The sequence below is a fragment of the Candidatus Propionivibrio aalborgensis genome, assembly GCF_900089945.1.
GTDB lineage: Bacteria > Pseudomonadota > Gammaproteobacteria > Burkholderiales > Rhodocyclaceae > Propionivibrio > Propionivibrio aalborgensis.
Genome location: NZ_FLQY01000129.1, coordinates 1 through 12,138 on the forward strand (window position 1 = coordinate 1; position 12,138 = coordinate 12,138).

Consider the following 12,138-nt stretch of genomic DNA (forward strand, 5'->3'; position numbering starts at 1 on the left):
GCACGCGTTGCCGATTGCGGCTTCCGCCGCTACCTCGGGACGGGGAAGTCCCTTTCATTCGTTGGGCATTACAGTCTTAACCACACACTCACATTTCCCGGAGGAAGAACATGGCATCCATTCCCAAAAAAGTCGCCGAGCGCTTGATCGCCGGAATCAAGAGATATCAACCCATTCTCGTTGCCGCGAAGGCACGAGATGTTGGCGAGGCCGATACCGTCACAATCATCAAAGACATGCTGAGTGACATTTTTGGATACGACAAATACACAGACCTTACGTCTGAATATGCCATCCGCGGAACGTACTGCGATCTTGCGACAAAGATCGATGGCGTATTGCAGACGCTTATCGAGGTCAAGGCGATTGGGCTGGACCTCAAAGACCAACACGTAAAACAGGCGGTCGACTATGCCGCCAACCAAGGGGTTGAATGGGTTCTGCTCACGAACGGAATGTGCTGGCGCGTATACCGTCTGACATTTGCCAAACCAATAGATCATGAACTCGTCGTCGACATTGACTTCTCGACCCTCAACTCCCGCTCCGAACACGACCTTGAACTCATTTACTTATGGTGCAAGGAAGGCTGGCAGCGGTCCGTCTTAGGCGAATACCACACCCAGAGGCAGGCTTTGTCTCGTTTCTTTGTTGGAGCAATGCTCCAAACAAACCCTGTTCTTGAAGTTATTCGCAGAGAGCTTCGCCGTGTTTCCCCTGACGTTCGGATCGATATTGATCAAATCAAGGAGGTACTCCTAAGCGAGGTAATCAAGCGCGAAGTAATCGAGGGCGAGAAGGCAGAAGAGGCACGAAAGAAGATTGCAAAAGCCGCTGCGAAAGCATTACGTGCATCGAACTCGAAGGTAGGTGAAAAAGAACCAGACGTTGTTCCGGCAGCAATCCCGGATGGTTCCGCGTAATGCCCAACCCGGCAGTCCACACGGACGCTGCGCGATAAAGCCGCGCAGCGCCGGTGACTTCTACGTTGGGCCCCATAGGCGCACACATAGCAATCTGAGTTGACATACGTCATTACTGTAGCTACAGTAAAACATGCGAATCGAGTTCGACTCAGCCAAGGATTTGGCAAACCAAACGAAACATGGCGTTTCCCTGACCTTTGCAGGCGAACTCGATTGGGAAGCCGCGTTGGTGTGGGTTGATGACCGGGTCGAGTACAACGAGACGCGAATGATCGCGCTCGCTCCGAAAACCGAGATCCTGTACTACGTGGCGTTTGTAGACCGTGGCGATGTGCGAAGGGTCATCAGCCTACGCCGCGCCAATCGTCGTGAGGTAAAACACTATGTCGAAAATATCTAAAAGGCTTACTGTTCGCATGCCTACCGCGGCTGAGGACAAAGCCATTACAGCGGCAGCCAAGAGCGATCTGGACGCACAACCGCTCACGCCAAAGCAACTGAATGCCATGGTTCCAATTCGTGCGCTTCGTGGCCGACCGAAATCAGAGAACAAGAAGTTGCTTGTGTCGGTGCGCTACAGTCCCGAGGTTGTTGCCTACTTCAAATCCACGGGTGAAGGTTGGCAGTCGCGCATGGATGGTGTGCTTCGGCAGTACGTGGCACGCCATTTACGTAGCACGTAGAAATGGGTTCCAACCCATCCATCAACACGGACCGGCGCGATAAGGCCGCGCCGGCCGGTTAGCTCTACTACAAGGGCATCTTGATCCCTTGCGCCTATGAACAATTTTGACTCTTTCTTTTGGCTGATATTCGTCGGTATTGGCGTCTATTTCGTCTTCAACGTCGTAAGGCGTGGCAGCCTTAAGGGGGCAATTTTCAATGCCACTATTGCGCAAACTGTCGGTGAAGTCGAAGGTTCTGGCCCATCAATGATGAGAACCCGGGTCAAGGTTCACATTCTTGAAAAGGACGCACAAAAACTGGTTGGCCTCGAATTTGTCGCAACCAGCGTCGCCAGCTACGACATGATGCCTCTCACTCTTTCGGTTACCGAAGCCAAGAAGCTTGTCGCGGTTCTCGAGCAAACCATCGCAAGAACGGAACGCAATAATAGGGACGGACCACAATTGATTTCTGTCAAAGGCAGCTTCGCGAAGCGCAGTCGGTTATCGAAACCCATCTCGGGGAGATCAAGAATGCTTGGCACAGTCATTTCGGCGCCTGAGGTTACTCACGTTTCTAAGCACGGCTTGTGGCTACTGCTGGCCGATGAAGAAATCCTTCTGCCATTTGAGCAATTCCCATGGTTTCGTAAGGCCACTATCGACCAGATTTCTCATGTCGTAGCGCCTACTCCTGAGCATCTCTACTGGCCTGAGCTTGATATTGATTTGTCGGTAGAATCCATTCGCCATCCTGAAACGTTTCCGCTTGTCTCGCGCTCATCCGGCTAGCCGCTTGTTCATTCAACGCGGACTGGCGCGATAGTACCGTGCCGGCCGCTTAATTGAGACGATTGACCCGTTCATGGTTGCCGCGATGACCGATCTCTTTCCACCTTGGCCTCTGTTCTCCGCATTCCTGCTTGCGAGCCTTGTCCTCGCCGTCACGCCCGGGCCTAGCGTGATCTACATCGTTACGCGCAGCCTTGTTCAGGGGCGCCGGTCTGGCGTGGTGTCGGTGGCAGGTGTCGCTCTCGGCAACCTCGGCAACGCCTTTGCGGCCTCCGTGGGTCTTGCCGCGCTGTTCGCGGTTTCGTCACTTGCTTTTTCCGTGGTCAAGTATGCCGGCGCGCTCTACCTTGTGTATCTCGGCGTGCGAATGCTCCGTTCCTCCCCTGTCGAGAATTCAGCCGCCGTTCCCGCTGCTGCGCCGCATCCGCGCATCTTTCGTGACGGCTTCGTCGTAGCTCTGCTCAATCCAAAAACCACGATCTTTTTTGTGGCCTTCCTGCCGCAGTTCCTGAACCCCGATGCACCGCCCGTGTTTCAGAGCATGGCACTGGGCTTTCTGTTCGTTGCAATCGCCGCAGTAACCGACAGCGGCTACGCTTTGGCCGCTGGTGCGGCGGCGCCAGCGTTGCGCCGTAGCGCTGTTCGGCGCTTAGGTCGGCGTCTCGGCGGCGGAGTCTTCATCGGTCTTGGCCTCTTCGCTGCGTTCGCGGGGTCGCGCGGTGCCAAATAGCCCCGACCCCGGCCTTGGCGGCGGCGCACCCCTGAAAACAGGACGGTTGATAAGAAATCGCTGGGTATCGACGCTCAACCCAGCGGCGCCGGGGGGCGCAATGCGATAAGTCCGCTCAACGTCGGCTAGCTTCTGCGTTTGGTCAAATTGAATCGATGGAGGAACGAAGAAATGACTGAAAGAACCGGGCGCTGCCTTTGTGGCGCAGTGAGCTTCGAACTTGCCGCCGAACCTCTCGCAACGCGAGTCTGCTGGTGCCGCGATTGCCAGCATCTCGCGGCAAACGGATCGGTGAACCTGCTTGTCTCTGCCGATGCATTGACAATCTCCGGAACGCTATCCGAATACACCAAAACGGCAGACAGTGGCAATGTGGTGACTCGCCAGTTTTGTCCCGCTTGCGGTGCACACCTCTTTGCCAGGTCGTCCGCCCGCCCGCAGTTCAGGGTTGTCCGTGCCGGCAACCTGGATGAACCCTCATCCATTCACCCGGACATGAATATCTGGGCTGAAAGTGCGCCGAACTGGGCGTGCCTTGATCCAACGCTGGAGCGAGTCGAGCAACAGCCCGTGCCTCCGAAACCGTCACCCGCCTCGGATCAGCAGACCTGATCGAATCACCCGCCGGCGAGTGCAAATGTTCGACCGCGCTGCGGACTAAGGCAGCGCGCCGGGGCGCTGGCCCAGCAACGCGGCGCGGGTGACAGGGCTTTTCAACTGGCCCAGCCACCACTGCAGGGCACGGCCCCTTTCTGTCCTGTTGCATTTTCGCCAGGCATAACTGACCTGAAACTTGTGCTCCGTGCGTTCCACGGATTTTTCGACCAGGCGTCCTGCATTGATATGGGTTTGCGCCATGCAGGCGGGCAGGAAACCGGCGCCCAGACCACGAATCTGGGCTTCCAGTTTGGCCGACAGGCTGGGTACCGTAAACACATCCTGCCCCGGCAACAGGCCGATGGTGAGATCGGCGCCGCGCTGTATCGAATCGGCCACCGCCACGGCCCGGTGGCGACGGATCAAATCGTCGCTCAGTGGTTCTGCGGCGGCGGCGAGCGGGTGATGGGGGGCGACGGCAAAAATGAAGTGCAGGCCGCCCATCGGCTCCCGCGCCAGGCCGGGTGCCGATTTGGCTTCCATCACTACGCCCAGCGCGAGGTCGGCCTGACCCGATGACAGGGCATCCAGCGTCCCGGCCAGCGTTTCATCGCGCAGCCGGATTCGGGTTGGCGGATTCAGCGAAAAGAAAGCCTCGCATAACTCGAGGACCGTGGTCCGATCAATGATGCCGTCGATGGCGATGGTGAACTGGGATTCCCAGCCCGTGGCGACGCGCCTGACCCGGTTGGCGACGGCATCGATGTCGGCCAGCAGGCGTTCGCTCTCACGCAGCAGTTCCTCGCCGGCCGCGGTGAGGCGGGCCTGACGCGACGAACGATCGAAGAGGAGCACATCCAAGGCCTCTTCCATCTGCCGTACGCGATAGGTCAGCGCGCTCGGCACCATGTTGGCGACGCGGGCGGCAGCGGCAAAGCTGCCTTCGGCAGCAATGGTCTGCAGCATGAACAAGGCGTCGGGGGTCAATACGTCGCGGGCTGTCGGCATCGAGATCGCATTCAGAAAATTTGAATGATGCCATCAAAACGGTAGGCTCCAAAGCCCTCCTTTTGGGCTCAACCTAACCATCATCATCACAAGGAGGCCCGACATGCTGAACCTGATCAAATCCGCCGAACGCGGCCACGCCAACCATGGCTGGCTGGTCAGCAAACATTCGTTTTCCTTTGCCGACTACTACGATCCTGCCCGCATGGGCTGGGGTAATCTGCGCGTCATCAACGAAGACCACATCGAGCCGGGCACCGGCTTCGGCAAGCACGCCCATCGCGACATGGAGATTGTCACCTATGTGCTTTCCGGCGAGCTGGCCCATGAGGACAACATGGGCAATGTCCAGACCATTCCCCCTGGCGATGTCCAGCGCATGAGCGCCGGCAGGGGCGTGACTCACAGCGAATTCAATCATGCCAAAAGCCAGATCACGCACCTGCTGCAGATATGGATCCAGCCAGCCGTCACCGGTATCGCGCCGGGCTACGAACAGAAACGCTTCGCCGATGCAGAAAAGCGCGGCGTCCTGCGCCTGGTGGCTTCAAGGGATGGCGCCGAGGGGTCGGTACGGATCAACGCCGATGCCGCGCTGTATGCCGGCCTCTTCGATGGCGCCGAGTCGGCGGAGCTGGCGCTCGACCCGAAACGCAAAGCCTATGTTCATCTGATTCGCGGCAGTCTTGATGTCAACGGCACGGTGTTGACCGCCGGCGATGCGGCAGCACTTGAAGGCGAAGCACGGATTGCATTGAGCCAGGGCCACGATGCCGAGGTTCTGGTCTTCGACCTGGCACCTTGAACACCGTTAACACAAACGCTTTTTCCTCAACACGTAGAAACAAGGAGCATTGAAAATGGCAAACATCAAAGTGGTATTCCATTCCGGTTACGGACACACGCAGCGCATGGCCGAAGCCGTGGCCGACGGGGCAGGCGCTACGCTCATCGCGATCGACAAGGAAGGCAATCTGAGCGAAGCCGACTGGGCGGCACTGGCCGCCGCCGACGCCATCATCCTGGGCAGCCCGACCTACATGGGCAGCGTCAGCTGGCAGTTCAAGAAGTTCGCCGATGCCTCGTCGAAGCCCTGGTTCACGCAGCAATGGAAGGACAAGCTGTTTGCCGGCTTCACCAACAGCGCGACGATGAACGGCGACAAGCTGTCGACCCTGCACTACATGTTCACCCTGGCGATGCAGCATTCGGGCGTCTGGGTTGGTACCGGCATGATGCCGAGCAATGCCAAGGCGGCGCAACGCAACGACATCAACTACGTCGGCTCATTCAGCGGCGCCATGGCACAGTCGCCGTCGGACAGCAGCCCGGCGGAGATGCTGCCGGGCGATCTGGAAACCGCGCGCCTGTTCGGCAAGCGGGTTGCCGAAACCGCCGCCCGGCTGAAAGGCTGAGTGACGCGACCGGCACCCGCCGACGCGGGCCCGGCGGCGTTCGCCAGAAGCGTGGCGTTTTGCGAGTGCGAGGAGTGCTTTGCCCTATCGGGCGATGACGAGGGGGCCACACTCGCCGGGACAGCTGTCTGGCGAACGTGCTGCATGCCTGATTGGGAACGGACCGACTCTTGATATCCCTGAGGGTTATCTGCAGAATGTGGCGATGAAACGAGCTTTTCCGCGGCGTCGCTAGACCTTACGTCCACCCACTTTTTATCGGGATGCGCAATGACCACCGTCTTCATCAGCTACTCGACCAAGGACCACTACTTTGCCGAACTCGCTGGTATCAAGCTTGCGGAGGCGGGAATCAATCTGTGGCGAGATCAGGGGCAGCTTCGGCCGGGCAGCGACTGGCGCAATGGAATAGAGCGCGGCATATCGGAATCAATTGCCGTGCTTGTGGCGCTCAGTGAGAATTCGGCGCAGTCTTCCTACGTCACGTTCGAGTGGGCCTATGGGCTTGGCAAGGGCAAGACCGTCATCCCGGTCAAGCTGGAGGCATGCGCCGTTCATCCTCGCCTGGAACCGATTCAGTCGCTCGACTTCTCGATCCCGGGTTCCCTGCCCTGGAATCTCTTGATCGAGCGAATTCGCGAAATCGAGGCCGATGCGACGTCGGAAGAAGACCTGGAGACGTCTGCCAATACGCCCGAGCCTCCGCAGCAGGACGCGACCGTCAAGGCGATCCTCGCGTACCTCAATCAACGTGGATATCAAATGGTCAGCTATGAGCGGCTGCGTCGGCGAATCGATCCGGAGCTGACCGACCAGAAGCTCGATGACGTGGTGAATGCAAACCCGACTGTCTTCCGCTTTGCCCGTCTCAAAGAAGGCAAGCGCGGCATGGCCAAGCTCATCCCATAGGACGGGTGGTACCTTCTTGAAGCGGGCGAACGCCCTTTGTCGACAACGTTTCGGCCCCGTATGCTGACCATTTTTACGACCTTGGCTGATTGGATTGCTTTTACGCTGTTTGGCCTTGCGCCGCGCTCAAAGCTGGGCGATGCAGTGCACTTCTTCATTGAGGATACGACCAAGATATTTTTTCTCCTGATCGTAATGATCTATTTCATTGCGCTGATCCGCGCGTCTCTAAACGTCGAAAGAATCCGGGATTATCTGGCGAAAAAAAACAGGCTTGTCGGATATTTCATGGGATCGATATTCGGAGCGATAACGCCGTTTTGCTCTTGTTCAAGCATTCCTGTCTTCCTTGGCTTCACATCGGGTGGCATTCCCGTTGGAATAACAATGTCATTTCTATTGACGTCGCCGCTGATAAATGAAGTGGCCGTATTGCTTTTGTTGAGCTTGGTGGGGTGGAAGATAACCATTGTCTATGTATTGGTTGGATTGGCAGTCGGAATCACGGGCGGAATATTTCTTGACCTTATCCATGCCGAACGACTCCTGCAACCCTTTGCGCTCAAGGCGTATCAATCGGTGAAGCCCGCAGTTGGCGAAGGCACCAGCAGATCGGCGCTTTCTTTCGGTGATCGGCATGAATTCGCCAAACAAGAGTTGCTGGATATTCTGAGTCGTGTCTGGAAATGGATCTTCATCGGTGTCGGCCTTGGCGCGGCATTGCACGGCTTTGTGCCGGTTGCCTGGATTGAGGCGAACCTTGGGCGCGGCCAATGGTGGTCTGTCCCCCTGGCAGTTTTTCTGGGTACAGTGGCCGCAAGTTTTCCGGAGTTCATATTGTTGAAGCAGGTGATGACTTGGCGCTTGCTGGCGACTATTTTTGTGCTTCTGCTGGCATCCTTTACCATTGTGGGGTGGACTCTAAATGCGATCTATTGAAGCCAGGAGATAGAGATGAAGGAAATTAAGGTATTGGGCAGTGGTTGTGCCAAGTGCACCAAGACCGCCGAGCTCATCCAGACGGTTGCCACCGAATTCGACGCCTCCGTCAATGTAGTTAAAGAAACCAATCCAGAAGTAATGATGAACTATGGCGTAATGAGTACTCCGGCAGTCGTCGTCGATAACGTCGTAGTGCACTCAGGATCGATTCCCGGTCGAAAGATGGTAGAAGGCTGGGTGAAATAGGCGCAAAGTTCGCCTGTCGATTCATTCCCGCCTGCCTGCCAGCCGCTGTGCGTTTGTCACCCTTGGGGGCATATCCCGGCGCATCCGCATTCACCGTGATGGCCTGTTCCCGCACAGCTTGCTGGAGCTTCACCATGCAAAACCTTCCTCACCACTACCGGGTTGCAGCGAATGCAGCGCCCGAGGGCGACGTCAGCTTGTCGTCAGAGAAACTGGAAACGCTGCCATCTGCGCCACCTCAAGAGTTCGGTGGCCCCGGTGACCGCTGGTCCCCGGAAACACTTTTGGTAGCGGCCATCGCAGATTGCTTCGTTCTCACTTTTCGGGCTATCGCCAAGGTCTCGAGGTTATCGTGGCTGTCGCTGCGCTGTGACGTCGAGGGCACGCTCGAACGCAGCGAGGGAAAAACGAAGTTCACGCAGTTCAAGGCAAATGCCACACTTGACGTGCCTCCGGATACAAACGAGCAAAGAGCACAGCGTATTCTTGGAAAAGCCGAGACGAGCTGCCTGATCACCAATTCGCTCTCCGCCACAACGCACCTGAACGCTGTGGTGGTGGCGAAGTCTTTGGCATGACTCAACCCGACTTGGCTCTCGCCTGAACTCGACCAGCCGGTCAGCCAAGGCTTCTGCAATCTCTGCTAAGCTCCAGATGGTCAACCCGGCAACCTGCAATCGGGCGAGGCCATGGCATTCCACAAATCACCAAAGGAGAAAAGAATGGGTTTTTTCAGCAATATCCTCGCAAAGCTTGGCATCGGTAGCGATAGCGCCCCGGCACCAACCGCCGCACCTGCGACACCAACTGCACCGGCAACCCCGGCCGCAACGTCGGCTGCACCCGCAACACCCGCGGTCGCGCTCGTCGATGTCGTTGCGCAACTGGAGCAGCGCGCGTCGGCCAACCCACAGAAGCTTAACTGGCGGACATCCATTGTCGACCTGCTGAAACTGCTCGACATCGACAGCAGCTTCGCGGCACGCAAGGAGCTGGCCACGGAATTGGGCTGCCCGGCTGACTTGATGGGGGATTCCGCGAAGATGAACATCTGGCTGCACAAGACCGTGCTGGCGCGCATCGCCGCCAACGGCGGCAATGTGCCCAAGGACCTCCTGGACTGAACCAGCAGCGCCACCGCCAAGCCAAGGGAGCAAGAGAACATGCAGATCACGGACATCCTTGCCCAGATGGGCGGCCTCAAATCGATGGCTCAGGAACTGGGCGTCGACGAAGCCCAGGCGGCGAGCAGCGCCGCAGCGCTTGCCCCGGCCATCCTCGGCGGGTTCAAGAAGCAGGCTCAGTCGCAGCCCACAGGCCTCGAAGGCTTTGGCGGTCTGCTCGGGAAACTTGGCGGTGGCGGACTGCTCGACAACGTTTTGGCGCCGCAGCCGACGGACGTCAGTCAGGGGAATAACGTGCTCGGACAGATCTTCGGCTCCAAGGATGTGAGCCGAGCGGTTGCGCAGAATGTGGCTGAGCAGTCGGGGCTTGACCCGTCCCTGCTCAAGAAGATGCTGCCGATGCTCGCGATGCTGGTTACTGGCTATCTGGCGAAGCAGCAGGGTACCGGAGCCGAGGCGCAGCCCTCCCCGAGTGCTGCCTTGGGGGGTGGCCTGGGGGGCGGTCTCGGCGATCTGCTTGGCGGCCTGCTGGGCGGCCAGAATTTTGGCCACGCGCCGCAGGGTGCAGCCTCGTCGGGACTCGCCTCGATGCTCGACATGAACGGTGACGGCAACGCGCTGGATGACATCCTGCGAATAGCCGGCAAGGCAATGCGTTGATCGCCTTACCCCTCAACACGCTGAACGTTTCAAACACACCGAGAGTGCAAAGATGAATGTGATCGTTTCCTTGATTATTGGCGGAATCGTCGGCTGGCTGGCGAGCATCGTCATGAAGACCAACGCCCAGATGGGCTTGATCGCCAACGTGCTGGTGGGCGTGGTGGGATCATCGCTCGGCTACTGGATCGCGGGAATGCTGGGCATCGCGCCCACAGGCATCCTGCGCTTTGGGGTTGCGGTCGGGGGTGCGGCGCTGCTCATCTTCATCCTGGGCAAGCTCGGTATCTTCCGCAGGAAATAGCGTCGGCCGCGCCGCAAGGCACGTTCGCGAATAATCGGGAGCAGACTGTGCTGGCCTGGACCTCAATGGTTTGATGCCTTGGCAGCAAGGCCGACGGGTGAGCCGGCGCTAAAGTCAGGGTGCTGCGGGCGAGCCATCCCAGGGGGTTGCCTCGGACCACGCTTTGAAGAGACTTTTCAGATGAAGAAACTGTCAATTGCATTGGTTGTATTCATGATGGGATGTACAAGCATCCCTGAAGATGTGACACCGGTTGATAATTTCAGACTGGAGAAGTATCTGGGGAAATGGTACGAAATTGCGCGGCTGGATCATTCGTTTGAACGAGGTTTGAGCCAGGTAACAGCAGAATACAGCTTGAGGGATGACGGCGGTGTCAGAGTATTAAACCGGGGTTACTCTGCCAAAGATGATTCACGGAAAGAAGCTGAAGGAAAAGCATATTTCGTTAAAAAACCGGATCAGGGATACCTGAAGGTCTCTTTCTTTGGCCCTTTTTATGGCTCCTATATCGTTTTCGAACTTGATGAGAATTATCAATACTCACTCGTATCCGGCCCTGATAAATCCTACTTATGGATTCTGGCCAGAAGACCAGAAATCGGTGAGGACCTGAAGAATACCCTCACAGCGAAAGCGGCAGCAGCGGGTTTTGACACGAGCAAATTGATTTTTGTCGATCACGACAAATCGCTCGCAAGTCAGCCTCACTAAAATGGCTGGTCTGCATACGAGCGCGCGATCTGACGATGTAGTGCAACCAAACCATTCCCGTTTCACACGAAAGGCGCAAACATGAAGATCCAGTCACTTGGGCACGTAGTGATCAAGGTGCGCGATCAAAAACGCGCCGAAGCCTTCTATAACGGGCTTCTCGGAATGCCAATCGCAGCTCGATTGCCTTCGTTTTCAATGACCTTCTTTACTTTGGGCAATCATCACGACTTCGCCATAAAGGCGGTCGGCGATAGTGCGCCGGACGCGCCCGAGGATTCACCAGGGCTCTTCCACGTCGCCTTCAAGATCGGAAGCCACATCGACGAACTTCGCGAGGCAAAGCTGTACCTTGAAGCGACAGGCCTCAAGGTCGACGCGTACGATCACGAGGTGGCCAAATCCATTTACTTCAATGACCCCGATGGCAATATGATAGAGCTGTATATCGACGCGTCGGACGTCTGGAAGCAGCGGCCGGAAGCTGTGGCACAGGGGGCTCCATTTGACCTCTAGGGTGTGTGCCCAATCAGACATATCCGATGCCTCCTGAATCGAGGGAGCCCATTTCATTCTTTGGTCGTCACAAATCAATCGTCAGGAGGTCTATCCATATGAATGCCGATGACTTGCGGTCTGTCCAGGCTCCGCTGAAGGAACGTTATCGCGATACCCCGGACGCCGCGCTGGTCACTCTGCACGCGGAAGGCCGCATCGGCGAAGGTGTGAGCTGCAAGATCGAAACCGGCAAGGCACTTGTCGTCGCTGGGTTGCATCCAGCCACTGGTGGAAGCGGGCAGGCCGCGTGCTCGGGCGACATGCTGCTCGAAGCGCTGGTCGCTTGCGCGGGGGTAACGCTGAACGCGGTGGCTACGGCGCTTGGCATCGAACTGCGGGATGCCTCGCTACTGGCAGAAGGCGATCTCGACTTCCGCGGAACCTTGGGGCTGTCCAAGGATGTCCCCGTTGGTTTCCAGAACATACGCTTGAAGTTCAAGCTCGATACCGACGCCTCGGAAGAGGAACTCGCCACCCTCCAGCGCCTGACGGAGCGGTACTGTGTTGTGTACCAGACGCTGGCGCATCCACCAGCGCTGTCCGTCACC

General features: G+C 57.5%; 19 protein-coding genes. 18 read left to right on the forward strand and 1 reads right to left on the reverse strand.

Annotated features, from left to right (window positions below; genetic code table 11):
* Positions 1-110: 110 nt before the first annotated feature.
* From PROAA_RS07885 to PROAA_RS07910, 6 genes are all read left to right on the forward strand, one after another.
* The gene (locus PROAA_RS07885) at positions 111-923 is read left to right on the forward strand and encodes a type I restriction enzyme HsdR N-terminal domain-containing protein (protein ID WP_186410823.1); all 813 of its coding nucleotides are present in this window, start codon (positions 111-113) and stop codon (positions 921-923) included.
* A 133-nt stretch (positions 924-1,056) separates the two neighbouring features.
* Positions 1,057-1,326, forward strand: coding sequence for a BrnT family toxin (locus PROAA_RS07890; RefSeq protein ID WP_186410824.1), 270 nt, complete (start codon positions 1,057-1,059; stop codon positions 1,324-1,326).
* A gap of 16 nt (positions 1,327-1,342) precedes the next feature.
* Positions 1,343-1,609: a BrnA antitoxin family protein gene (locus PROAA_RS07895; protein WP_222102158.1), complete on the forward strand. Its 267-nt coding sequence runs from the start codon at positions 1,343-1,345 to the stop codon at positions 1,607-1,609.
* Positions 1,610-1,705: 96 nt separating this feature from the next.
* Entirely contained in the window at positions 1,706-2,383 is a 678-nt protein-coding gene (locus PROAA_RS18860) for a DUF2442 domain-containing protein (RefSeq protein ID WP_222102159.1), read from the forward strand.
* Positions 2,384-2,468: 85 nt separating this feature from the next.
* Positions 2,469-3,113 (forward strand): LysE family translocator, encoded by a 645-nt coding sequence (locus tag PROAA_RS07905; protein ID WP_186410826.1) that lies wholly within the window; start codon positions 2,469-2,471, stop codon positions 3,111-3,113.
* Positions 3,114-3,284: 171 nt separating this feature from the next.
* Positions 3,285-3,725 carry a GFA family protein gene (locus PROAA_RS07910; protein ID WP_186410827.1) on the forward strand — a complete coding sequence of 147 codons (441 nt, stop codon included), beginning with the start codon at positions 3,285-3,287 and terminating at the stop codon, positions 3,723-3,725.
* 45 nt (positions 3,726-3,770) lie between these two features.
* Here PROAA_RS07910 and PROAA_RS07915 read toward each other — a convergent pair whose 3' ends face one another.
* Positions 3,771-4,718, reverse strand: coding sequence for a LysR substrate-binding domain-containing protein (locus PROAA_RS07915; RefSeq protein ID WP_186410828.1), 948 nt, complete (start codon positions 4,716-4,718; stop codon positions 3,771-3,773).
* Positions 4,719-4,821: 103 nt separating this feature from the next.
* On the opposite strand from PROAA_RS07915, the gene PROAA_RS07920 reads away from it, so the two are divergent.
* The 12 genes from PROAA_RS07920 to PROAA_RS19070 all read left to right on the forward strand — a co-directional run.
* The gene (locus PROAA_RS07920; RefSeq protein WP_186410829.1) at positions 4,822-5,523 is read left to right on the forward strand and encodes a pirin family protein; all 702 of its coding nucleotides are present in this window, start codon (positions 4,822-4,824) and stop codon (positions 5,521-5,523) included.
* 55 nt (positions 5,524-5,578) lie between these two features.
* Complete coding sequence (locus PROAA_RS07925) at positions 5,579-6,133, forward strand: flavodoxin family protein (protein ID WP_186410830.1); 555 nt, start codon at positions 5,579-5,581, stop codon at positions 6,131-6,133.
* 270 nt (positions 6,134-6,403) lie between these two features.
* The gene (locus tag PROAA_RS07930) at positions 6,404-7,042 is read left to right on the forward strand and encodes a toll/interleukin-1 receptor domain-containing protein (protein WP_186410831.1); all 639 of its coding nucleotides are present in this window, start codon (positions 6,404-6,406) and stop codon (positions 7,040-7,042) included.
* Positions 7,043-7,102: 60 nt separating this feature from the next.
* Positions 7,103-7,981 carry a permease gene (locus PROAA_RS07935; RefSeq protein WP_186410832.1) on the forward strand — a complete coding sequence of 293 codons (879 nt, stop codon included), beginning with the start codon at positions 7,103-7,105 and terminating at the stop codon, positions 7,979-7,981.
* A gap of 15 nt (positions 7,982-7,996) precedes the next feature.
* On the forward strand, positions 7,997-8,230 hold the full coding sequence (locus PROAA_RS07940) for a thioredoxin family protein (protein WP_186410833.1): 234 nt from the start codon (positions 7,997-7,999) through the stop codon (positions 8,228-8,230).
* Between the two features lie 134 nt (positions 8,231-8,364).
* Complete coding sequence (locus tag PROAA_RS07945) at positions 8,365-8,808, forward strand: OsmC family protein (protein WP_186410834.1); 444 nt, start codon at positions 8,365-8,367, stop codon at positions 8,806-8,808.
* A 144-nt stretch (positions 8,809-8,952) separates the two neighbouring features.
* Positions 8,953-9,354, forward strand: a complete 402-nt coding sequence (locus PROAA_RS07950; RefSeq protein ID WP_186410835.1) for a DUF3597 domain-containing protein — start codon at positions 8,953-8,955, stop codon at positions 9,352-9,354.
* A gap of 39 nt (positions 9,355-9,393) precedes the next feature.
* Positions 9,394-10,014 (forward strand): DUF937 domain-containing protein, encoded by a 621-nt coding sequence (locus tag PROAA_RS07955; RefSeq protein ID WP_186410836.1) that lies wholly within the window; start codon positions 9,394-9,396, stop codon positions 10,012-10,014.
* A 52-nt stretch (positions 10,015-10,066) separates the two neighbouring features.
* Positions 10,067-10,318 (forward strand): GlsB/YeaQ/YmgE family stress response membrane protein, encoded by a 252-nt coding sequence (locus PROAA_RS07960; RefSeq protein WP_186410837.1) that lies wholly within the window; start codon positions 10,067-10,069, stop codon positions 10,316-10,318.
* Positions 10,319-10,498: 180 nt separating this feature from the next.
* Positions 10,499-11,032 carry a lipocalin family protein gene (locus tag PROAA_RS07965; protein WP_186410838.1) on the forward strand — a complete coding sequence of 178 codons (534 nt, stop codon included), beginning with the start codon at positions 10,499-10,501 and terminating at the stop codon, positions 11,030-11,032.
* A gap of 81 nt (positions 11,033-11,113) precedes the next feature.
* Positions 11,114-11,548 (forward strand): VOC family protein, encoded by a 435-nt coding sequence (locus tag PROAA_RS07970; RefSeq protein ID WP_186410839.1) that lies wholly within the window; start codon positions 11,114-11,116, stop codon positions 11,546-11,548.
* Between the two features lie 98 nt (positions 11,549-11,646).
* Positions 11,647-12,138: OsmC family protein (locus PROAA_RS19070; protein WP_186410840.1), on the forward strand; the 492-nt coding region annotated here is incomplete at its 3' end.